The organism is Hyphomonas sp. GM-8P, from assembly GCF_003263315.1.
GTDB lineage: Bacteria > Pseudomonadota > Alphaproteobacteria > Caulobacterales > Hyphomonadaceae > Hyphomonas.
The window spans coordinates 108219-130411 of record NZ_AWFE01000138.1 but is presented as its reverse complement, the minus strand read 5'-3'; the positions used below and the strand labels follow the sequence as shown (position 1 = coordinate 130411).

Here is a 22193-nt window from a genome sequence, read left to right as displayed (position 1 = left end):
TTTACAAGTATCCCTATTCCGCAGCAATCGCTGCAGTTTGCAGGCTCTGGGCCCCGCGTACCATCCGGCCGGGCCTGGCGCCGGTCGGGTCGCCATCCCGGTGAGTGATCTCGCCCTTCAGGATCGTCGCGGTGTAGCCGGACGCACGCTGCATCAGGCGTCGTCCAGCGGCGGGCAGATCGTATTGCACTTCCGGCAAGTGAAGCTTCAGGTTTGCCAGGTCGATCACGTTCAGATCCGCCCGGTAACCGGGTGCGATCACACCGCGGTCGTGCAGGCCCATCCATTGGGCGGTGTCCTGCGTCTGGCGCTTCACGAGGAATTCGATCGGCAGTTTCGGGCCGCGCTGGCGGTCCCGCGCCCAATGGGTCAGCATCGTCGTCGTAAACGAGCCGTCGCAGATCATGCCGACATGCGCGCCGCCATCGGAGAGGCCGGGCAGGGTGGCGCGGCTCTCCATCATGGCGCGGATCGGTTCGAGGGATCCTTGCGAGTAGTTGAGGAAGGGCAGGTAGAGCACGCCATGGCCATCCCGCTCCAGCATCAGGTCGAGCGCCATGGCCTCCGGGCTTATCCCGCGTTCCTTGGCCATATGCTCCAGTGTGCTTTCCGGGCCGGGCTCATAATTCACCGGATCCCGCAGCTGGAACATCTTGCCGAAGCTGCGCAGCATGACTTTCAGGAACGGATTGTCCGAGGCGGGCTCTTCCGACAGCAGCTTTTCGCGAAAGGCCGGGTCGCGCAGGGCGACCACACGTTCGGCCAGCGGCTCCTTGGCTATTGCCGCATAGGACGGATGCGCGCTGAACGGATTCATTGTCAGTTCGAGGCCGAGCAGCACACCCACCGGGCGCGGCGCGACCTGTGCCCGCATCGGCAGGCCGTCATTCATCGCGGTCTCGATTGCACCCAGCAGGGCGCGCCAGCCTTCCGGCGCCACATCGGCCTGCGCCAGCGAAACAGATAGCGGCCGGCCGGAGGCCTCGACGATCCGGCGCAGCATCGCGGCCTCTTTTTGCGGATCGTTGAAGTCCGACACGAACTGCAACACGCCGCGGTTCGCTTCCTTCAGGCCTTCGGCGATGCCGATCAGTTCGGTTTCGCTGGCCGTCAGCGTCGGGGTCGGCTGGCCGTCGGACGTGCGATGGTTCAGCGTCCGCGACGTGGAAAAGCCGAGCGCGCCGGCGATGACGGCCTCTTTCGCCAGCTGTTTCATGGCAGCGATGTCTTCAGCGCTCGCCTCTTCGCGGTTCGCGCCGCGTTCGCCCATCACATAGACCCGCAGGGCGGCATGCGGCAGCTGGGCGCCGATATCGGTGTCGAACTGGCGGGTCGACAGGAAATCCAGATAATCCGGGAAACTCTCCCAGCTCCACGGCAGGCCTTCGGCGAGCACGGGGAAGGGGATGTCCTCGACGCCTTCCATCAGGCGGATCAGCCGGTCATGGTCTTCCGGGCGGCAGGGCGCGAAGCCGACGCCGCAATTGCCCATGATCACAGTGGTGCAGCCATGCAGGGAAGAGGGGCTGATCGCTTCGCCCCAGGTCGCCTGGCCATCATAATGCGTGTGGATGTCGACAAAGCCTGGCGTCACGACCTGTCCGCGCGCATCGATCTCCTCGATGCCCTTTCCGGAAACCTTGCCGATTGCGGAAATGTGACCGCCGGAGACCGCCACGTCGCCTTCGAACGGTTCGGCCCCGGTGCCGTCCACGATTGTCCCGCCGCGGATAATCAGGTCATGCGTCGCCATGATATTCTCCCTCGTCTTTCCCGGCACGATGCCAGAGCGGACGTCCGCGAGAAAGACTGACCGCACGTCAGCAGTTTAAAGGGTTCGGAAACTCAGGCATGAGACGGGCCGTCCTGCCGCCTTCCGGGAACCCCATGACTGCCTCTGAAATACTCCCCATCAGTCTCTGCCTCCTGTCGGCGATATCCCTGGCGACGACCAATGTCCTGGTAAAAGGGGGCGGGGACATTCTGACGGGCCGGATGATTGTTCAGGTCACGGCAGCCCTGATTGTTCTGCCGTTCGCGTTCTTCTTCCCGCTGCCGCCTTTGAGCACCTTGCCGCTTCTGGCGATCTCCATGGTGTCTCACTGGTTTTATCAGGGGTGCCTGATCCGGGCGATGCACCGGGGCGACCTGTCGCTGGTCTACCCGGTGATGCGCGGGCTGGGGCCTCTGGCAACGGCGGTGTTCGCGACATTCCTGCTGCAGGAACACCTCGCTCCGATGCAGCAGGTCGGCCTGTTCTGCGCGTCCTTTGCCATCCTTTTCTTTGCCCTGCCGACGGCAGCAACGCGGGAAGGGCGGAGCCTCGACCGTCGAGCCCTGTTCTGGGCCGTGCTGACCGCGGTCGGGATCGGGCTTTATGCCGTGAGTGATACGCGTGCCGCGCGGGCGATGCCGCACCCGATGACATTCGTCATCATCCTGTTCCTGTTCGACTGGGTCGGCGTGACGGCAGTCTTCCTCTGGCAAAGGCGCGGACGGTACATGAAAACGATCCGCCCGCAGTTCCGTTCCGGCGTCATCGGCGGGATTGTCGGATGCCTGTCCTACGGCATGGCGATCTTTGCCTACACAATGACCGATGCGGCCATGGTGACGGCCTTGCGGGAAACTTCCGTCGTCTTCGCGGCGGTGATGGCAGCCTTGTTCCTGAAGGAGAGTTTCGGTGCCCGGCGCATCGTTGCCGCCTCCGTTCTGGCCACCGGGCTTGTCCTTATGCAGGCCGGTGCAGCGTGAGACTCGCCGTATGCGACATTTCGTGCGACAGCGGCTTTAACAAAACCGCAAGCACGCATGGTGCGTAGGAAGTATATGAGTGAGTTCGATCAGAAGACAGTGACCCATCCGGGTGATGCCCCGCAGGAGGCGAACGTCAAGGACGCCGCCGCGCGTGCCGGGGGAATCTGGACAGAGCTCGGCCCGACGCTGGCCTTTATTGTCATCTACAATGTCATGTTGCGCTTTCCGGAAGAGGGGCTGTTTTCGAAGGAAAACGCGCTCTTTTGGGCCACGGGCGTGCTCATTGTGGCCACGGCCGCAGTGATCATCATGAAGGTGATCCGTAAACAGAGAATACCGCCATTCCTGCTCGTTTCATCAAGCCTTATCGGTGTTTTCGGCGTTCTGGGCATCGCGTTTCATTCAAAGCTCCTGCTTTTCCTGAAGCCGACCATTATCAATCTGATGTTTGCTGGCGCGATTTTCGGCGGTCTCGCCGTGGGCCGCAATATCTGGAAAATGCTGTTCAACGAGCTCTTTCACCTGCCGGACTATGCCTGGCGCGTCCTCGCGATCCGCTGGGGCCTATATTTTATAGCGATGGCGATATGGAACATCGTCGTGTGGCAGGCGTTCGGTGAGGCCGCCTGGGCCAACTGGAAGATGGGCAATATCGTCATCGGTTTCGTGTTCGCCATGGCCAATGCTCCCTATACCCTGAAGCATATGAAAACCCAGCCCGATGAGCGCTGACTCGCCTAATGGGTGAGCTTTTCAGTTCCCGGAGGGTTGGCGAACGGCGGGAAGGCAGGCAGGTGCCGGGTTTCGGCATAATGCGTCAGCGCCCAGACCACGGTCGGAAAGGCGAGTTCTGACCAGGGGATGTCCTTCCAGTCGAACAATCCGACTTCCTCGCTCTCCGGACCTGCAGAAATGTCAGAAACGAGTTCCGCCCGGAACATGACCTGAACCTGCGCAATGCGGGGAACAGAGTAAACGGCGAGTAACTGCTGGATCCGGATGTCCGCGCACGCTTCTTCCTGCGCCTCCCTCCGTGCACCTTCCTCGACCGTTTCGCCTTCTTCCATGAAGCCCGCCGGGAGCGTCCAGTAACCTTTTCGGGGCTCGATTGCGCGCCGGCAGAGCAAAATCTTCCCGTTTTTGGTCACAACGGACCCCGCAACGATTTTCGGGTTCACATAGTCGATAAATCGGCAATGGGCGCAAACCCGGCGCAATTTATCGTCTCCTTCGGGCGTTTCCACGTGAAAAAGGGGCGAAATGAAAGGATTCGATAATTGATCCGTCATCTGTTGTTATCCAATCGCGTTCTAAGAAAGGGGTATTGATCCGCACACGGGCCTCTGCTTTAGGGGGCTTGTGGGTGGGTCGGCCGCCGAACTAGTTAAGTCATCCCTCGAAAGGTAAACCAATATGTCATTCAATCTCAACGCTTCGCCCAGCCATCTGCTGCATCGTGCTCAGCAGGCTGCTGCAAACCACAGCGCCAAGGCGCTCCGCTCCGCCGGCATCACGCTGCGCCAGTTCTCGCTGCTCGCAGCCCTGGACGGTAATGAAGGCGCCAGCCAGTCCGATCTCGTCAATGCCACCGGCATCGACCGTTCGACCCTGGCCGATATGGTCGCCCGTATGGAAACCGGTGGCCTGATCAAGCGAGCCGCTTCGAAAACCGACGCCCGCGCAAAGTCCGTCTCCCTGACGGCAAAAGGCAAAAAAGCCCTCGATAAGGCCCTTCCGGCTGTCCAGGCTGCTGACGCTGCCCTGTTTTCCGGCCTCGCCAAAGTGAAGCAGGACGCCCTGATGTCCGGCCTCGTCGGCCTGACCGAAGAAGAAGCCAAGCCGGCTCCGGCACCGAAAGCTGCTCCGAAGGCCGCTGCACCGAAGAAAGCTCCGGCGAAGAAGGCTCCGGCCAAGAAAGCTCCGGCTGCGAAGAAGGCCCCGGCCAAGAAGCCGGCTGCCAAAAAAGCCGCTGCACCGAAGAAAGCTGCTGTTGCAAAGCCGGCCGCCAAGAAGGCCGCTCCGAAAAAAGCCGCTCCTAAAAAGGCTGCACCGAAGAAAGCCGCTGCTGCTGCAAAGGCACCGGCCGTGAAAAAAGCGCCGGCCAAGAAGCCGGCCGCTCGCAAAGCCAAGAAGAAGTAATCTGGCTTAAAGGGTTCAGGGGCGGGGCGCGCTGAGCGCCTCGCCCACCCGTTTCACCGAGTCAGCGTCCAGCGGCCCGGAAATATGCTCCAGAATCTCGCCATCGGCTGAGATCACAAAGGTTTCCGGCACACCTGTCAGGCCGAAGTCCAGTCCGCCCTGACCATCCGGATCCATCACGATATCGGCGTACGGATTGCCAAGCTCCTCAAGGAACTTGCGTCCATTGGCCGGTGTATCCTTGTATAACACGCCATAAACCTGCCCCGGATGGGCCTCGCCCAGCGCCGTCAGGCGCGGATGCTCAGCCTCGCACGGGGCGCACCAGCTGGCAAACAGGTTCACCGCGATCGTTTCCCCGGTGGGTGTGGGGGCAAAACTCAGCGTACCGCCCTCAAGCCGCTCGAAGCTGCGGTCCGGCGCAGCGCGGGAGATGCGTTCGAAGTCGCCTTTCTCCGGATGGGTGAGTTCCCAGCCCGCAAGGCCCGCAAAAAGCACAAGCGCCGTGACCGGAATGGCGGCAAGCCAGCGTTTCATGCTGCGTCATCTCCGCGCAGGCGCGCTTCGGCCCGCTGCATTTTTGCCTGCGAGGCTTTCGCCCGTAGGGTGACGATCAGGATGGTCAGGCTCAGGCCGATCGCGCCGATGCCGTAGCAGGCCCAGATGAAGACGGCATTCTTGTCGAAATCCGGCATCATGATCCCTCAGCCCTCCGCCATCAGTTTCGCATTCGCCTGCGCCGTGCGCCGGTCCCAGATCTCGGCGCGCATCAGCGTCTGGGTCAGGCCGGCGAAGAGCAGGGTGTGGCCAAGGCCGCTCGCCAGCAGGGGCCAAAGGTAGACCGCGGCCATCTTCGGTCCGTCTGCGGTGAGAACGCTCGAATCCTGGTGGAGCGAGGTGAAGAGGTCCACGGAGAATTTGATGAGCGGCACATTGATCGCGCCCACCATGGCGAGAATGGCGCCGGCACGGGCGGCTTTCTGGCGCGTGTCCATGGAGGCGCGCAGCGCCATGTAGCCGAGGAACAGGAAGAACATGAAGAGGACCGACATCATCCGTGCATCGTCCCATTGCCACCAGGTGCCCCAGGTCGGCTTGCCCCAGATCGATCCGGTCGCAAGGCAGATCGCCGTCCACACGGCGCCCAGCGGGGCGATGGATTTTGCGGCAATATCCGCCACTTCATGACGCCAGATGAACCAGATGAAGCTCATCACCGCCATCGCCATGTAGCTCGCCATGGCCAGCCAGGCAGCGGGCACGTGGATGAACATCACACGCATGATGTCCCCGCCCTGATAGTCGTCCTTCGGAACCATCCAGAGGCCCTGCCACAGGCCCCAGCCGATCAGCAGAACGGCCAGCGCATAGCAAAGCGGCGCCAGCCAGTTCGACAGGCGCATGAAACGGAGGGGATTTGCGAACCAGGAAAACATGGAAATGCGATACCGCTCCCTCAGTCTGCCGCCAAGCGCAAGGCTGCAGCCATGGCGAATGGCGCGACGGCCAGGGCGAACAGGGTGGAGGCCGCAAGGAACAAGGGCGCGCTTTCGCTGCCGGGGCCATGGGTCATGGAGAGCGCTCCGAAAATGGCTGTCGGCACATACAATGGCAGGGCGATGAGGCTGATCAACAGGCCGCCGCGCCGCACCGTCGCCGACAGGGCCGCGCCGACACCGCCCCAGAAGTAGAAGGCAAGCCCGCCGAGGGCGTAAAGTGCTGCGTTGCGCAGCAGGTCTGTCGAAGCCTCGGCCTGGAACATCAGTGCCAGCAGCGGGGAGAGCAGGGCCAGTGGCAGGCCCGCGGCCAGCCAGTGCGCGAACGTCTTCGCCCCCGCGATGGCAGAAGCAGGGGCCCCGGTCTGCAGCCAGAGGTCCAGCGCCCCGTCTTCGGTGTCCGCCTGGAAGATCCGCTCCAGCGTGACGAGGCTGGAGAGCGCGAGCGCCACCCAGAGAATGCCGGGCCCGACAGCACGCAGCGTCTGCGGGTCCGTCCCGATGCCGAGCGGGACCAGAACAGCGGCGCCCGCAAAAAAGCCGAGCGGCAGCAGCGCCCCAGCGCCGCCTGCCCAGGCCTCACCCAGCGCCTGCCGGAAGGCAGAGAGGATCGGAGCAGGCCTCACAACACGACCTCATTGGTCGGCACGAAGCCGGATTCGCCATGAATGGCCGCAATCATGCCGCCACCGGACTTCAGATGATCCTCGATCAGTTCCAGCACCAGGTCCCGGCCTTCGGCATCGAGCGCGGTATAGGGTTCGTCCAACATCCAGATCGGCCGCTTCTCCAGCAGAAGGCGGCCAAGGGCCGTGCGGCGACGCTGCCCGGCAGAGAGATAGCGGGCCGGCACATCAGCCGGGCGTTTCAGGCCCATTTGGACAAGCACTGAGTCCAGATCAGAATCCGAGCCCCAGGCCTTGGCCCAGAGTCCAAGATGTGTACGCGGGGTCTCGTGCGGCTTCAGGCCTTCGCGATGGGCGAACCAGTGATGCAGGCCGTTGCGGGTGACCTCGCCTGCTTCAGGCCGGGTCAGCCCGGCCAGAATGCGCAGCAGGGTCGTCTTGCCTGCGCCGTTCGAGCCGCGCAGGACGAGGCTCTCTCCCGGCGCCACCGATAGGCCGACGCCGGTAAACAGCACTCTTTCGCCCCGAATCATGCCGAGGCCATTGGCAGAGAGCAGGGGCTCCGTCACGCCGCGCCGCACCCGTTTCCGCGCCGGGAATGGCGCAAATGAAGGGAAAATGGCGCGTGTGGGCCCATCAGGATCTCCTACCTGCCTGTTAGAACGCACGTTTTATCGGTTCAGGCGCTGCAGGATAGTCCCTTTGTCCCAATTGCGTCAGCGCCTCCAGCCTTATATGAGACGGGCACGCGCCGCCCATTCCGCCCGGCGGCCCCGGATTCACATCTTAGACGCGAGGTTCCCCTCCCATGCCGTCCCTCGACAGCTTTAATTCCAAACGCACGCTCACCGCTGGTGGCAAGACCTACACCTACTTCTCCATCGAGGCTGCCGCCGAGAACGGACTTGGCGATGTTTCCCGCCTTCCGGCCTCGCTGAAAGTGCTGCTGGAAAACATGCTGCGCTTCGAAGACGGCAAGACCGTCACCAAGGACGACATTCTCGCGTTCAAGAAATGGCTCGACAACAAGGGCAAGGATGATCACGAGATCGCCTACCGTCCGGCCCGCGTGCTGATGCAGGACTTCACCGGCGTTCCCGCCGTGGTCGACCTTGCCGCCATGCGCGACGCCGCCCAGAAGCTCGGCGCCTCGGCTGAAGCCATCAACCCGCAGGTCCCGGTGGATCTCGTCATCGACCACTCGGTCATGGTCGACAGCTTCGCCGGCCCGGACAGCTTCAAGAAAAACGTCGAAATCGAATACCAGCGCAACCAGGAGCGCTACGAGTTCCTGCGCTGGGGGTCGACCGCATTCAAGAATTTCCGCGTCGTGCCGCCCGGCACCGGCATCTGCCACCAGGTGAACCTTGAATATCTCGGCCAGACCGTCTGGACGAAGGAAGAAGACGGCGAAACCGTTGCTTACCCGGATACCTGCGTCGGCACCGACTCGCACACGACCATGATCAATGGCCTGTCCGTGCTCGGCTGGGGCGTCGGCGGGATCGAGGCTGAAGCCGCCATGCTCGGCCAGCCGGTCTCCATGCTGATCCCGGAAGTCATCGGCTTCCGCCTTGACGGCAAGATGGCCGAAGGCGCCACGGCAACCGACCTCGTGCTGACGGTCGTGCAGATGCTCCGCCAGAAGGGCGTTGTCGGCAAATTCGTCGAATTCTATGGCCCGGGCCTCTCGAACCTGACCCTCGAAGACCAGGCAACCATCTCCAACATGGCCCCGGAATACGGCGCGACCTGCGGCTTCTTCCCGGTCGACCATGACACGGTGAAATATCTCAGCAACACCGGTCGCGATGCAGACCGCGTTGCCCTTGTCGAAGCTTATGCCAAGGCACAGGGCTACTGGCGTCCGGAACAGGCCGAGCCGGTCTTCACCGACACGCTGGAACTGGACCTCAGCGCCGTTGTGCCGTCCATCTCCGGCCCGAAACGCCCGCAGGACCGCGTGCTCCTCTCCGAAGGCGACATCGCATTCGCCGAAGCCATGTCGAAAGAATTCGGCAAGGCCTCTGACGCTGCTGAGCCGGTGAAAGTGGAAGGCGAAGACTACACCGTCACCCATGGTGACGTGTTCATCGCCGCCATCACATCCTGTACCAACACGTCGAACCCGTCCGTGCTGATCGCTGCCGGCCTCGTGGCGAAGAAGGCGAACGAACTGGGCCTGACCCGCAAACCTTGGGTGAAGACGTCGCTCGCGCCCGGATCGCAGGTCGTGACCGACTATCTCGACAAGGCCGGCCTGACCGATGACCTGAACGCGCTCGGCTTCAACCTCGTCGGCTATGGCTGCACAACCTGTATCGGCAACTCCGGCCCGCTGGATGCGCCGCTGGCGAAAGCCATCGCGGATGGCGACCTCGTGTCCTGCTCGGTGCTCTCGGGTAACCGGAACTTCGAAGGCCGGATCGGCCCGGACATCAAGGCGAACTATCTCGCTTCGCCGCCGCTGGTCGTCGCCTATGCCATCGCCGGCACGCTGCGCAAGAACCTGACCAAGGATCCGATCGGCACCGACAAGAATGGCAACGACGTCTACCTGAAAGACATCTGGCCGACCTCGCACGAGATTGCCGAGATCATGGCGAAGGCCGTGACGCCGGAAATGTTCGCCGAGCGTTATTCCGACGTCTTCAAGGGCGACGAACACTGGCAGGGTATCGAAGTTTCCGGCGGACAGACCTATAGCTGGCCGCCTGCCTCGACCTATGTCCAGAACCCGCCTTACTTCGAAGGCATGACCCTCGATGTGGACGCGCCGACGGACGTGAAAGACGCCCGCGTCCTCGCCGTCTTCGGCGACTCGATCACCACCGACCACATTTCGCCGGCCGGTTCGATCAAGGCGTCCAGCCCCGCAGGCATTTACTTGCAGGAGCATCAGGTGTCGGTCCTCGACTTCAACTCCTACGGCTCGCGCCGCGGCAACCATGAAGTCATGATGCGCGGCACCTTCGCCAACATCCGTATCAAGAACCAGATGGTGCCGGGCGTCGAAGGCGGCGTGACGGTCCACTATCCGGACGGCGAACAGATGGCGATCTATGATGCCGCCATGAAGTACGAAGCCGAAGGCACGCCGCTGGTGATCTTCGCCGGCGACCTCTACGGCAACGGCTCCTCGCGTGACTGGGCTGCCAAAGGCACCGTCCTGCTCGGCGTCCGCGCCGTGATCGCAGGCAGCTTCGAGCGGATCCACCGCTCCAACCTGATCGGTATGGGCGTCCTGCCGCTGGAGTTCGCAGAAGGCGAAAGCGCCAAGGCCCTTGGCCTGACCGGCAAGGAGCAGGTGACCATCGAAGGCATCAATGACATCAAGCCGCGCCAGTCGCTGGAAGTGAAGATCACCCGTGAAGACGGCACGACCTTCACCGCCAACACGGTGGTCCGCATCGATACCGAGAACGAGCTGGACTATTACCGCAATGGCGGCATCCTGCACTACGTGCTGCGTAACCTGGCCCGCGGCGCTGCCTGAGACCGCTGACCGGAACATAACAGTCAAAACCCCCGCAGCAGGCGCTGCGGGGTTTTTTTTGCAGCCCTCACACCGGTGTGATTGTGTTGTCAGCGCATGGGTGATCTATACAGGAACCGTCATGAAACGCCTGCTCGCAGCCCTTTTTGTCTTGTCTCCTGTCGCCGCACCCGCCGCCATGGCGGAGTCGCCGACCCTGATCGAACTGTTCGCATCCCAGAATTGCCGGGCCTGCCCGAAGGCGCATGCGACCTTGAGCGAGGTCGATGCGGCACGTGACGATGTCCTGATCCTGACCTGGTCGGTGGACTATTGGGACTATCTCGGCGGCAAGGACCCGATGGCCATGGGCGAGTCCAAGGAACGCCAGCGCGCCTATGTCGACCGGTTCAAACTGCGCGGGCCCTACACGCCGCAAACCGTATACAACGGCGTTGAGCAATGCCCCGGCAACAAGCCCAGCAAGGTGGACGCGGCCATTTCCAAGGCCCGCAAGGAAACACCGGAAGGCGTGAAGCTCGTCCGCAAGGGCGATGGTGTGGAGCTGAGCGGCAAGGCCAATGGGCTGACCGACATTTGGTATGTCGACTATCTGGATGGCGCTGACAACACGACCGACATGGTTCATCCGGTGACGCAGGTCACCGCACTTGGTCCCTGGCTCGGTGGCCGCACGCAGATCACGCTGCCGGCGTGCGCTTCGCATTGCGCCGTGATTGTGCAGGAAGCCGGCTTCGGCCCGGTGCTCGCCACGATGCCGCTGGACCCGCCACCGGGCCAGTAGGATGGGACAGTAGGCCTACTGCGCCTCTTCCGGCGTCTCCGGCACGGCAATTTCCGGCGGGCGGACGATTGAGCTGACGAGCGGTGTGAAATCGTTCCAGTCGTATTCGGATAATTCGAACGCCCAGCCTGTGGCCTTGTCATTGATCGTGCTGCCACGATGCGCGCCTTCGCCCGCCTCGACCGCCCGGAGTGTGACGAAGAAGCCGTCCGGTTCACGATAGGCTTCCACTTCCACTTCCAGCCCGTCATGCGTCTCCGTGATGTGACGGCCCACGGATTTGGTCGTGAGGTCCGCGGCAGGCTTTACCCCGATCGCCTGGAAGCGGCTGAGCGCCAGTGCGGGCGTGGAGGCGGCGAGCCGGCTGATCAGCCGGAAATCCTGATAGGGCGGGCCCGGACGGAAGCTGCGGTCGCTCGTGCCCACGGCGCGCTGCAGGTAAAGGCTCTCGCCATACCGGTCGAACAGGCGGACGGCCGAGACGGCATCCGGGCTGATGTCGAGAATGTCGAGGTCCAGCCAGGCATCCGCATTGTAGAGCGGCGGCAGGTCGCCGCTGACCTGATAGGCCTGCATTTCGTCCGGCCGTCGGGCATAGAGATGCTCGCCCTTGCGGCCGGTGATGATGGCGGCAGTGACCTCGCCATCGCCATTCGCCAACTCGATCAGGGCGCCGGTGCCGCCTTCGCGCGGATCGCCAAGACCAACGCGGTTCAGCTTGCCCGGATCGCGCGTGCGTGCTTCGCCCCAGGTCAGTTCGCCAAGGCCGGTGGCAAGGTCCGCCAGCCGGTCGGCGCGGACGGGATAGCCATGCGTGCCTTCGAGCGTCCAGCCATCGACACTGTTCAGTAGACGGTAGGATTCGTCGGCCAGCGTCACGCGGATTTCTGCGGCTTCGGCGCGGATTTCGGCAAAGTCCGGCAAGACGGGCTGTCCGGTCCGCCCGGTCTGGGCGGGCCCGCCCTTGAAATCGAGATTCACGAGCACGGCCAGAAGCGTCAGTACGGCGGCGGCCGCACCGAGGATTTGCAGGCGTTTGCGGCGCTGGCGCTGGCGCAGTTCGGTCATGACTCCCTCCGCGCGCGCACTTGCTGGCGGCGCCAGACAAGCAGGCCGGCCAGCGCGATCAGGATCGGCCCGCCCCAGATATTGATCGCTTTCAGCGTGGCCTCCATCCGGTCGATATCGCGCCGGTAGTCGCGTTCGATCGTGCGGAGTTCCCCTCGCAGGGAAACGATCCGCTCGCGCAGCTGAGCGAGTTCGGTACGTTCGTCATCGGTCAGGTCAGCGGAGTCGTCGCCTTCGAAGAAGCCGTCGTTGGAGCCGATGGCCTGCAACTCTTCCAGCCGCCCCTGTGCTTCGTTGAGGCTCGCTTCCAGTTCGGCCTGTTGGCGGAAATACTTCGCTTCAGCGGTGGCGCGCATGTCGTCGATCCGTTTCATGGGCCGCAGGCTCGGCGCGCGGGACCGAAGCCGCGAAAGCTCGCCGCCGCCGGCCAGTGTATCCAGCGCGTTCAGCACCAGCGCGCCATTGTCCGCCACCACAATGTCCCGGCCCGGCACGATGTAGAAATCGTCCGCGATGAAGTCGACGTCGGCGATGAAGACAAGCTCGGCGTCTGTTTCGCTGGCGGAGATATGGGGCGGTGCATTGGCGGCATCGGCTCGGGCAAGTTCTGCCATGACGGGGTCGGACGGCTCGTCCAATGCCGGGGCACCGGCCGGGAAAGCCGTTGCCAGATGCCCGGAAAGTCGCGCGGCCAGCACCAGCGGGCCGGGCTGCGTCTGATAGGATTTCAGCGTGTCTGACGGGGTGATATCGCGCACGGCTTTTTCGGCGTCGATGTAAGAGGGGCTGGGGCCTGTCTCGATCAGCGGAGAGAAGGTCATGGAGGTTGGCAGTTCCGAGACGACCAGTGCGCCGGGCGCGCCGAAGTTCACCACGCGCGTCAGGTCTGCCGTGATCAGATCGTCCTGATTCATGTCGCCGGCTGGTGCGCCAATGAACAGGGGATGGGCCTGTTCCTCGATCCGTCCGTCGCCGGTGTCGACCGGCACAGGCAAGGCACCGGCCGCATCGGCCACCGCATCATGCGACAGGGTGATGCCCCAGGATTCGCCGAGCTTGCCGAGATCGGAGCGTGCTTCGGCGTCCGGCATGTCGAACAGGCCCTGTCCGACAGCGGTCTTCGCCGCGGGATCGACGAGGAAGACCGCCCGGCCCTTGCGCAGAACGAACTGGTCGATCAGCCATTCCTGACGGTCTGACAGGGGCGGCGGATGCGCTACGAGCAGCACGTCGAGATCGGCAGGCAGGGACTGGAACTGGTCCGAAATCGGAACGATCTCGAAGGACCGGTCGATATCCGCCAGCAACGTATAGCCACCCTGTCCGCCCGGCGCAGACATACCCGGCAGCGTTGTCAGGATGCCGACGCGCGGCGGATCCGGATCGTCCAGCCGGGAGACCATGCGCGTCAGATCATATTCAAGCGACACTTCGCGTTCCGGTGCCAGGAACGGGATCACGCGCTGGTCATCGATCGTGTTGTGCCCGATGATGCCGAAATAGAGCGGATCGTCGCCATTCGTGTCGATGGCGGTGATGCCTGCCGCAAGCGCTTCGTCCTCGGCAGGGGAGAAGGGGGTCGGGTCGATCTCCCGCACGCGGACATATCCGCCGGACTGGGACTCATAGGCTTTCAGCAATTCCCGCACGCGGGCGGCGTAGGCGCGGACGGAAGGATAATCCTGCGCGACGCTGCGCGAATAGACGAGCGTCACGTCCACCGGCTCGGTAATGTCCGACAGTTTCTCCCGCGTCGCCTTCGACAGCGAGTAGAGATGGTTCTCGGTAAAATCGATCTGCGCGCCGGTCAGCACTTTCTGCGCCAGCAGGTTTCCGGCCACGAAAATAACAGTGACCAGCGCCGTTGCGATCAGGAGGTAGTGCTTCGACTTCATCTCAGCCGAGCCTCTGCCGTGCGGCCCAGAGGCCGTTGAGGATGGACCAGAAGGCGGTGAAGCCGAGGAAGAACATGACCGAGCGGAGTTCGAGCACGCCGCGCTGGGCGCCTTCGAACTGCGTCAGGAACGAGAATTGGGCGACAAGGTCGGCAAAGCCGGTCCCGAACACGGCCTTCACGGTGGAGAGTACCAGCGGCCAGCCTGCCGCCGTGAAGGCGAAGGCGATCAGGACGCTGATGACGAAGGCCGTCACCTGGCTGCCTGTCAGCGCCGAAACGGCTGACCCAATGGAAAGATAGGCGCCCGCCATCAGGAAGCTCACCAGATAGGTCAGCGCAATGGCCGTATTGTCCGGCCCTCCAAGGTAATTCACGGTGATCCACATCGGGAAGGTCAGCAGCAGGCCGACGCCCGCCACCGTCCACGCTGCACACAGTTTGCCGAGCACCAGGCCCGGCATACCGAGCGGCAGCGACAGCAGGAGTTCGTCCGTGCCCGCGCCCTGTTCATCCGCCCAGAGGCGCATGGCGAGCGCCGGCAGGAAGATCATGTAGAGCCACGGGTGCCAGACGAAGAAGGTTGCAAGGTCGGCAGTACCAGTGTCGAAAAACCCGCCCGCTTCCCAGGTGAACACGCCAAGGGCGAGCAGGAACACCGCAAGAAAGACATAGGCCATGGGCGTGGCGAAATAGGCGCCAAGCTCCCGCCGGTAGGTCGCGCCGAAGCCGCCCATCTGCTGGCGAAGGAACTCCATCATCTTGCGTTCGCCTCGGCCTGGTCGGTCAGGCGCATGAAGGCGCCTTCCAGCGATCCGTCATCGGATTTCTTCGCCAAGTCCGCCGGTGTGCCGTCGGCGACCACGCGGCCCCGGTCGATCACGATGGCCCGCGTGCACAAGGCGGGCACTTCGGTCAGCGTATGGGTCGAGATCAGGATCGCCTTGGTTGGCGCCATGCGGGCGATGAGGGCCCGCACGGCGCGCTTCTGGTTCGGGTCGAGGCCGTCGGTCGGCTCGTCCAGCAAGAGGACCGGCGGGTCGTGCAGAATCGCCCCGGCAAGCCCTACCCTGCGGCGATAGCCCTTGGAGAGCGATCCGATCCGCTGGCCCGCGACGGTCGTGATGCGGGCATCGGCAATGGCGCGCTCGACGGCATCCTTGCGTTTCGTCCGGTCGATCTTCCGGGCGGCGGCCATGAAGTTCAGGAATTCCGGCGGCGTCATGTCTTCGTAGAGCGGCGCGCCTTCGGGCAGGTAGCCGAGGGCCGCCTGCGCCTGCCGGCGGTGGGAGACGATGGACTTGCCATCGATCAGCGCATCGCCCGCATCCGGCTCCAGCACACCGGCGATCATCCGCATGGTCGTGGACTTGCCCGCGCCATTGGGCCCCAGAAAGCCGAGCACCGTGCCTTTCTCGAGCGTGAAGGATACGCCCTGCACGGCGCGCTTGGCGCCAAAGCTTTTTTCCAGACTGCGAATGTCGAGCATTCTCTGGTTCAGACGCCTCTTATCATGAGAGATTCTGATACCGTCCTTGGCCGCATCTGGCCAGAGTCCGGAAAATTACGCTGTCAGTAAGGTTGGATTACGCCGCGAAGCGTTTCACCTCGTCCAGAACTGCAGTAGCGGCGGCTTCGACGATCTTCTGGCCGTCTTCCGCGCTCGACTGGGTCGGGTCGGACCCGATACGGCCATCCGGAAAGTCGCGGCGGTACTGGACCGCGTCGCCGATCTTGCCGTTTGGCGCGATTTTCGGGCTCATCTCGACTTCCGGCCGCGCGCGGTCCGGATAGCCGAAATAGGTCACCGACACTTCGGACGCCGTCGCGTGGCTGCCATGGCCGACGGGATAGAGCTCATTGCAGAGCTTCATGACCGGCGAGAAATCCCACCAGTTGCGCAGTTTCAACGTCAGGCCGGGGCGGTTGTCGGCGCCGCGCGGGTCAAAGCTGCGCCGCGCATGGATCTCGGAGAAGGCCGCTTCGATGGTTGCGACGTTCCCGCCATGGCCGTTCAGCCAGTAGATCCGCTCGAAGCCGTGGCGCATCAGGCTTTCGGTCCAGTCCGCCATGGCCGCGATCATCGTGGTCGGGCGCAACGTGATCGTGCCGGGAAAGCCGAGGTGATGCTGGGCGCAGCCGACCGAGAAGGTCGGGCCGACCAGAAGGTCATGCGGCGCCTGCGCTTCTGCATGGCGGGCGATGATCTCCGGGCAGAGCGCATCAGTGCCGATAAAGCCGTTTGGCCCGTGCTGTTCCATCGAGCCGATGGGGATCAGGATGGTGCGCGATTTCTGCAGCCAGGCTTCGATATCCTGCCAGGTGGAGACGGGAAGCAGCATGGGATCTGTCCTCTTTTCAGGCCTTCCGGGGCGCGAGCCGTCGCGTGATGTGGCCCATCTTGCGGCCGGGGCGGGCTTCGTGCTTGCCATAAAGGGTCAGCACGTCGCCGGGGGCAAGGCTGGCCGGATCGACATTGCCTGCCTCGCCGATCAGGTTTTCCATCTCGGCGTCGAACAGCCGGCGCGTATCGCCCAGCGGCCAGCCGCAGATGGCGCGGATATGCTGTTCGAACTGGCCAGTCTGGCAGGCTTCCGGCGTCCAGTGGCCGGAATTGTGGACGCGCGGCGCAAATTCGTTCGCTAGCAGGCTACCATCCGGCAGCACGAACAGTTCCAGCGCCAGCACGCCGACATGACCCAGCGCATCGACCAGCGCGATGGCCTTCTCCCGTGCGGCCTGTTCCACGGCAATCGGCAAGCCGGAGGGGACGGTGGAGGTCGAAAGGATGCCATCCTTGTGTACATTGTGCGGCGGCGCCCAGGTCGCCGTCTTGCCAAGGCTGGAGCGGGCGACGATGACGGAGATTTCGCGCTCGAACGGAACAGGCGCTTCCAGCACGCAGGGCGCGGCGCCGACATCGGCCCAGGCGGCGGCGATGTCATCGACTGAGCGGATCCAGGCCTGGCCCTTGCCATCATAGCCGTCGCGGCGGGTCTTCAGCAGTCCGGTTCCGCCAAGCTCCGGCAGGGCCTTGGCAATGTCCTGATCCGAGTTGATCACACGATAGTCCGCCGTGGCGATGCCGATATCGTTCAGGAAGGCCTTCTCCTCGGCCCGGTCCTGCGAGACGGCGAGCGACTTTGCGCCGGGATAAAGGTGGTGGCCCGTCGCCTCGATGACGTCGGCGGCGATGACGGGGATGTTCTCGAATTCCAGCGTGATGACGGCGCAGGCCTTTGCGAACTCGGCCAGTAGTGCCTTGTTATCATAGGCACCTTTCCAGTGATGGCGAGCAACGCGTGCGGCGGGTGGATCGTCTTCCGGGCAATAGATGTCGACATCGAAGCCCAGCCGCTGCGCGGCATTCGCCAGCATGCGGCCCAGCTGGCCGCCGCCGAGGATCCCGATAACGCTGCCTGGCGCGACAGATGTCATCCCTCAGGCGTCTCCCCGACCCCATCGGTCTGCGCCTGACGGTAAGCATCGAGCTTGGCGGCAACGGCATCGTCTTCCAGCGCCACGATGGAGGCGGCCATGATACCGGCATTTACGGCGCCGGCCTCACCGATGGCGAGGGTGCCGACAGGTACGCCGCGCGGCATCTGGACAATCGAGAGCAGGCTGTCGAGGCCGGACAGGGTTTTCGACTGAACCGGAACGCCAAGAACGGGCAGGGGGGTCATCGAGGCGGCCATGCCGGGCAGGTGGGCTGCGCCGCCGGCGCCCGCGATGATCACTTTCAGGCCTCTTGCCTTTGCGCCCTTGGCATAGCTCACCAGCCTGTCGGGCGTCCTGTGAGCCGAGACAATCCGGGCTTCATAGGTGACGCCGAGTTCGCCCAGAAGGCGAGCGGCTTCCTTCATCACCGGCCAGTCCGACTGACTGCCCATGATGATGCCGACCTTGGGGGATTCGCTTGTTGCCATGGCATCCTCGCTGGCGGAAAGCGCGCACCATATGCAGGCGGCTTGCCTCGTCAACTGCCGCCTGCTGGGTGAACTCGCTCCACAAGGGGCCTGACTGCACGTATCGTCAGGAAATGGCAGATGATGGCTTCCATGTGCAGGCAGACCGGCGGCGGGCGCTGATCGACATCCTCGGTGTCGATCTGGACAGCACGGACCGGCAAACACGCGCCGCCATCGAGGCGCTGTGCGATGAGGTCATTTCGCTACGCGAGGAGCTGGCCAGCGCCCGCAAGGCCCTGTCGGAGGCCGAATTGCTGGCCGACCATGATACCCTCTGCCCGATGTTCAACCGCCGCGCCTTCGAGCGCGAAGTCCGCCGCGAGATCGCGCTGGCAAGCCGTTTCGGCACGCCGCTCAGCCTGATTTTCACCGATCTCGACCATTTCAAGCCGGTGAACGACATTTTCGGCCACGCCACAGGCGATGCAGTCCTGCTGAAAGTGTCGGAGATCCTGCTCAGCCTGACGCGCGATACAGACATTGTCGGCCGGCTCGGCGGAGACGAGTTCGGCATCGTGCTGTCACAAGCGACTCTGGCCGATTCGGAACGCAAGGCTGCCCAGTTGACCGAGCGGATCGATGCCCTGACGGTGCGCGGCGCTGACGATGCGCCGGACCGGAGTTTGCGCATTGGGGCATCCTGCGGCGTGGTGGCCTGGCAGCCCGGAGAAGATGCCGGGCACCTGATTGCACGGGCCGATCAGGCTATGTTTGCGCAAAAAGCGAACAGAAAAAGCGGGCGTTCTGCCCGCGCTTGAAGCGGAGACTGATTCTGAAGGAGGATTCATTTGAGATCAGGGTGACGAAGGGCCAACCTTATGCTTAAGTGTTGCTGTTAAGACACAGCCACTTAACATGCAGAAGGAGACGAATATGTCGCTACAGGGCCGGAAAAGTGAGCTCGCCAACAAGCACCGCCAGCTGGACCAGATCATCGAAGAAGAAGAAAAACGCCCGGCTGCCGACACCCTTCGCCTCAAAGACCTCAAGCGACAGAAACTCAAGATTAAAGAAGAGCTGCGATGGCTTGAAGCCAGCTAACGGCTGAACGGACCAGAGTCCTTTCGCCGGCAAATGCAGCAGGCGAAAGGACGGGTTCCATGCGGGACATTTTTGATCAGGACAAATCTCTGAGCCTCGGCGCGATCCGCCAGGCCGCAGGTATATTCAACCTGCTTCTGGCCGCCCTGGTCTTGCTGGCCGTGTTGCGCGGCCTCGGCCTCTTGTTCACCGGCCATTTCGTCGGTGCTTTTCTGGAAACCCTGGGCGCCTTCGCTGTGCTCGGCTTCCTCTTCCTTGTCGTGCGCCTGTTGACCGAGCTGCTCGCGGCGCTTCATCGTCTGAACGACCGGCTGACCGTCCTCGGTGACGATCTGCGGTCTGTCCGCAGCGCGGACGAGGACTGATCGCCGTGGGATCACCCGTCACCGCCATTCTGGGCCTTGGCCGCGAGGTCGGCGATGCGGTTGCGCGCCGCTTCCATGAACTTGGCCACAATGTGCTGGCTGCTGATTCCAGCGGCGACCGCCTGCTGACGGCCCAGAATGCGATGCCGGAGAAAGTGCTCCTGCATCTGGGAGACCTGCACACGAAGCTTGGCCTGCGCAATGCCGTGGCCGCGGCGGTGGAAGGTTTCGGCCGGATCGACAATCTGATCGTCATCCCCAGTATCGAAGATCCCGATTCCATTCACGACTTCTCTCAGGAGAAGTTCGACAAGGCGCTGGCCAAGACGGTCCGAGGCGCCGCTCAATGTCTGAAAGTCTTCTCCGAGCGGATCGAGGAACAGGCCGACCTGCCGACTTCCGGCGCAGAGCGCATCCGCCAGCGCGGCACGGTTACTTTCGTTCTGTCCTATTCTGCGCTGGCGACGATGCCGGGCCGCTTCACTGAATCCGTGACGCAGGCCGGTGTGCTGGGCGTGATGCGGGCCGGGTCGCTGGACCTTGCCGAGGCAGGCATCCGCGTGAACGCGATCGTTGCGATCCGTCCGCGGGAGGAGAAAATGGAAACATGGACGGGCAAGCGCACACCCCTTGGCCGGGCGGCGCTGGCCGATGAGATCGCTGATTCGGCTGCCTTCCTGGCATCGCCGGAAGCGGCCATCATTACCGGCGAGGTGTTGCGCCTCGATGGGGGACGCTCGGGCCTCGCCGGCATTCTGGACTGATCAGGCGTTTGATCAGGCGGGCATCAGGCCCGACATGCCGCCGTCTTCTGCTGTTGCCTTCCAAGCGGCAACCGATTCCAGCGACCATTCCGTCGACAGGATGGAGGACACCTTCTTATATTCCGCATGCGCTGTATCCGGCGTCAGGGTCATGACGATATAGCCGTGACCGAACGGATCGTACCAGTCGACTTCCTTGTTGGCATCTGCCAACAGCTCGCCGAGATTCGGGACATCCTTGACGACAGAGCCCATGCCCGGCGAGGTGATCGAGGTGCAGCCGAACTCCACGCCGCGCTGATCGCCCTTGGCATCATACAGCGTGTTGGCCCAGGCCGTGTGCGTGTCGCCGGTCACGGTGACGAGGCGCGCGCCGGTCTTCTCGGCTGAAGCATAGAGGCGTTCTCGGGCGGCCGGGAAACCGTCCCAGGCATCGAGGTTGAACGGCAGGCCGAGGGCGGAGAAGCCGACCATGCCTTCGACATAGGGGCTGTCCTGTGCGGCGATCTGTTCCGGCGTCAGAACTTCGCCCATGTTCGGCAGGGCGACCTTGGCCATGATCACCTGATTGGCCAGCACCTGCCAAGTCTTGCCGGCGGAGACGGACTTGCCAAGCTCGCCTTCCAGCCAGACTTCCTGTTCGGCGCCGAGCATCGTGCGGGCAGGATCATTGACTTCGGCCACTTTCGCCTCGATGCGGGCCATCATTTCTTCCTGAGACGGATTACCGGCGAGGACGGAATACCATTCAAGCTCCGGCGACCGGCCGGTCAGGCGGGACTCCAGCGCGTGGACGGTGGCGACGTCGCCGAATTCGAAGCTGCGCCAGACGGCAGAGGTGATCTTGCCGGGCTCCGGCTCGCGCACCGGGATCCATTCGAAATAGGCCTGGATAGCGGCCATCTTCCGGTCAGACCAGCTGCCTTCATTGTTTTCCGGATTATGGTTCTGTGCGCCCGTACGGTAGGAATCATTCGCGCTTTCATGGTCGTCCCAGGTGCAGATCCACGGGGCCGCCGCATGGGCAGCCTGCAGGTTCGGGTCGGACTTGTACTGGGCATGGCGCAGGCGGTAGTCGGCCAACGTGATACATTCCGTCACCGGATCATGCAGGCGGCCGAGCTTTTCGGCCACTTCGCTGCCATAGCCGTCGATGCCGTATTCATAAATATAGTCGCCCAGGTGCAGGATCACGTCGAGGTCTGGCTCTTCCGACAGGGCCTTGTAGGCATTGAACTGGCCGAACTGCCAGTTGGAGCAGGAGATGACGATCATCTTCACCGGTGCGTCGCCTGAAGCGGCCGTCGTGCGCGTGCGCCCGGTGGGGGAGGCGACATCGCCGCCTTCTGTCAGGGCGGTGAATTTGTAGGTGTAGGTGGTGGCAGGCTTCAGGCCTTTCGCGTCGGCCTTGACGCAGAAGTCATGCGCGGCATCTGCGCTCAGCATGCCGGAGGCCACGAGGGCGCCGTCCTGGCCGAACACTTCGTATTTCACCGGGATCGCCCCGTCGCCGGACTTCGGCGTCACGCGCGTCCACAGGATGACGCGGTCGGTCAGCGGGTCACCGGAGGCGACACCGTGGAGGAATTCCACCTCGCCGGCGTAACCGGACGGGCCGGTCTTGGCAGCGGAGGTCGCGCAAGCAGCAAGGCTGAGTGTTCCTGTGGCGGCAGCACCAAGCAGGCCGCGGCGTGTGACGTTTGTCATGGGATATCCTCCAACTGGGCGGGGCCGGTCTAGCGCCGGTTCGAGACAATAGCATGACGCGCGCCTCCGCTTTCGTCTATAAGCC

At 63.4% G+C, this 22193-nt stretch carries 24 protein-coding genes; 9 read left to right on the top strand and 15 right to left on the bottom strand.

Going from position 1 to position 22193, the window contains the following annotated elements; translation table 11 throughout:
* Positions 1-13 precede the first annotated feature (13 nt).
* Positions 14-1753 carry an amidohydrolase family protein gene (locus tag HY26_RS18665; RefSeq protein WP_112074332.1) on the bottom strand — a complete coding sequence of 580 codons (1740 nt, stop codon included), beginning with the start codon at positions 1751-1753 and terminating at the stop codon, positions 14-16.
* Between the two features lie 134 nt (positions 1754-1887).
* Between HY26_RS18665 and HY26_RS18660 the strand changes: the two genes are divergently transcribed.
* Positions 1888-2754 (top strand): DMT family transporter, encoded by an 867-nt coding sequence (locus HY26_RS18660; protein ID WP_034762191.1) that lies wholly within the window; start codon positions 1888-1890, stop codon positions 2752-2754.
* Positions 2755-2811: 57 nt separating this feature from the next.
* Positions 2812-3489, top strand: a complete 678-nt coding sequence (locus tag HY26_RS18655; protein WP_081812901.1) for an inner membrane-spanning protein YciB — start codon at positions 2812-2814, stop codon at positions 3487-3489.
* Positions 3490-3494: 5 nt separating this feature from the next.
* Here the strand turns inward: HY26_RS18655 and HY26_RS18650 are convergent, their stop codons facing one another.
* Positions 3495-4046, bottom strand: a complete 552-nt coding sequence (locus tag HY26_RS18650; protein ID WP_112074331.1) for an NUDIX domain-containing protein — start codon at positions 4044-4046, stop codon at positions 3495-3497.
* A 124-nt stretch (positions 4047-4170) separates the two neighbouring features.
* Here HY26_RS18650 and HY26_RS18645 point away from each other — a divergent pair, with 124 nt between their 5' ends.
* Positions 4171-4896, top strand: a complete 726-nt coding sequence (locus tag HY26_RS18645) for a MarR family winged helix-turn-helix transcriptional regulator (RefSeq protein ID WP_112074330.1) — start codon at positions 4171-4173, stop codon at positions 4894-4896.
* A gap of 15 nt (positions 4897-4911) precedes the next feature.
* Here the strand turns inward: HY26_RS18645 and HY26_RS18640 are convergent, their stop codons facing one another.
* From HY26_RS18640 to ccmA, 5 genes are read right to left on the bottom strand one after another with little or no spacing between them, the layout of a single operon-like run.
* Complete coding sequence (locus tag HY26_RS18640) at positions 4912-5433, bottom strand: redoxin family protein (RefSeq protein WP_112074329.1); 522 nt, start codon at positions 5431-5433, stop codon at positions 4912-4914.
* Positions 5430-5594, bottom strand: a complete 165-nt coding sequence (ccmD, locus tag HY26_RS18635) for a heme exporter protein CcmD (protein ID WP_112074328.1) — start codon at positions 5592-5594, stop codon at positions 5430-5432. Before ccmD ends, HY26_RS18640 begins: the two co-directional genes overlap by 4 nt.
* Positions 5595-5600: 6 nt before the next feature.
* The gene (ccmC, locus tag HY26_RS18630) at positions 5601-6332 is read right to left on the bottom strand and encodes a heme ABC transporter permease CcmC (protein ID WP_034760946.1); all 732 of its coding nucleotides are present in this window, start codon (positions 6330-6332) and stop codon (positions 5601-5603) included.
* Positions 6333-6352: 20 nt separating this feature from the next.
* Positions 6353-7018: a heme exporter protein CcmB gene (ccmB, locus tag HY26_RS18625; protein WP_034760948.1), complete on the bottom strand. Its 666-nt coding sequence runs from the start codon at positions 7016-7018 to the stop codon at positions 6353-6355.
* Positions 7015-7587, bottom strand: coding sequence for a heme ABC exporter ATP-binding protein CcmA (gene ccmA, locus HY26_RS18620; RefSeq protein WP_233348553.1), 573 nt, complete (start codon positions 7585-7587; stop codon positions 7015-7017). Before ccmA ends, ccmB begins: the two co-directional genes overlap by 4 nt.
* A gap of 239 nt (positions 7588-7826) precedes the next feature.
* Here ccmA and acnA point away from each other — a divergent pair, with 239 nt between their 5' ends.
* Together acnA and HY26_RS18610 are read left to right on the top strand one after the other, a co-directional pair.
* Entirely contained in the window at positions 7827-10514 is a 2688-nt protein-coding gene (gene acnA, locus HY26_RS18615) for an aconitate hydratase AcnA (protein WP_112074327.1), read from the top strand.
* Positions 10515-10635: 121 nt separating this feature from the next.
* Positions 10636-11298 carry a DUF1223 domain-containing protein gene (locus HY26_RS18610; RefSeq protein WP_051599459.1) on the top strand — a complete coding sequence of 221 codons (663 nt, stop codon included), beginning with the start codon at positions 10636-10638 and terminating at the stop codon, positions 11296-11298.
* Positions 11299-11313: 15 nt separating this feature from the next.
* On the opposite strand, the gene HY26_RS18605 is transcribed toward HY26_RS18610, so the two are convergent.
* From HY26_RS18605 to purE, 7 genes are all read right to left on the bottom strand, one after another.
* On the bottom strand, positions 11314-12366 hold the full coding sequence (locus HY26_RS18605) for a DUF4340 domain-containing protein (RefSeq protein ID WP_112074325.1): 1053 nt from the start codon (positions 12364-12366) through the stop codon (positions 11314-11316).
* Positions 12363-14261, bottom strand: coding sequence for a GldG family protein (locus tag HY26_RS18600; RefSeq protein WP_112074324.1), 1899 nt, complete (start codon positions 14259-14261; stop codon positions 12363-12365). The genes HY26_RS18605 and HY26_RS18600 overlap by 4 nt, the downstream gene beginning before the upstream one ends.
* A gap of 1 nt (position 14262) precedes the next feature.
* On the bottom strand, positions 14263-15021 hold the full coding sequence (locus tag HY26_RS18595; protein WP_233348555.1) for an ABC transporter permease: 759 nt from the start codon (positions 15019-15021) through the stop codon (positions 14263-14265).
* Positions 15018-15749, bottom strand: a complete 732-nt coding sequence (locus HY26_RS18590; RefSeq protein WP_034760956.1) for an ABC transporter ATP-binding protein — start codon at positions 15747-15749, stop codon at positions 15018-15020. The genes HY26_RS18595 and HY26_RS18590 overlap by 4 nt, the downstream gene beginning before the upstream one ends.
* A gap of 97 nt (positions 15750-15846) precedes the next feature.
* Entirely contained in the window at positions 15847-16602 is a 756-nt protein-coding gene (locus HY26_RS18585; RefSeq protein ID WP_034760958.1) for a creatininase family protein, read from the bottom strand.
* A 16-nt stretch (positions 16603-16618) separates the two neighbouring features.
* Positions 16619-17698: a 5-(carboxyamino)imidazole ribonucleotide synthase gene (locus HY26_RS18580; RefSeq protein WP_034760960.1), complete on the bottom strand. Its 1080-nt coding sequence runs from the start codon at positions 17696-17698 to the stop codon at positions 16619-16621.
* The gene (gene purE, locus HY26_RS18575) at positions 17695-18189 is read right to left on the bottom strand and encodes a 5-(carboxyamino)imidazole ribonucleotide mutase (RefSeq protein WP_034760963.1); all 495 of its coding nucleotides are present in this window, start codon (positions 18187-18189) and stop codon (positions 17695-17697) included. The genes HY26_RS18580 and purE overlap by 4 nt, the downstream gene beginning before the upstream one ends.
* 113 nt (positions 18190-18302) lie before the next feature.
* Between purE and HY26_RS18570 the strand changes: the two genes are divergently transcribed.
* The 4 genes from HY26_RS18570 (at position 18303) to HY26_RS18555 (ending at position 20401) form a co-directional block, all read left to right on the top strand.
* Complete coding sequence (locus HY26_RS18570) at positions 18303-18989, top strand: GGDEF domain-containing protein (protein WP_112074323.1); 687 nt, start codon at positions 18303-18305, stop codon at positions 18987-18989.
* A gap of 115 nt (positions 18990-19104) precedes the next feature.
* The gene (locus HY26_RS18565) at positions 19105-19272 is read left to right on the top strand and encodes a YdcH family protein (protein ID WP_034762201.1); all 168 of its coding nucleotides are present in this window, start codon (positions 19105-19107) and stop codon (positions 19270-19272) included.
* A 59-nt stretch (positions 19273-19331) separates the two neighbouring features.
* Positions 19332-19637, top strand: a complete 306-nt coding sequence (locus tag HY26_RS18560; RefSeq protein WP_034760965.1) for a hypothetical protein — start codon at positions 19332-19334, stop codon at positions 19635-19637.
* A gap of 5 nt (positions 19638-19642) precedes the next feature.
* The gene (locus tag HY26_RS18555) at positions 19643-20401 is read left to right on the top strand and encodes an SDR family NAD(P)-dependent oxidoreductase (protein WP_034760967.1); all 759 of its coding nucleotides are present in this window, start codon (positions 19643-19645) and stop codon (positions 20399-20401) included.
* 12 nt (positions 20402-20413) lie between these two features.
* Here the strand turns inward: HY26_RS18555 and HY26_RS18550 are convergent, their stop codons facing one another.
* Complete coding sequence (locus HY26_RS18550; RefSeq protein WP_034760969.1) at positions 20414-22108, bottom strand: alkaline phosphatase; 1695 nt, start codon at positions 22106-22108, stop codon at positions 20414-20416.
* Between the last annotated feature and the right edge of the window lie 85 nt (positions 22109-22193).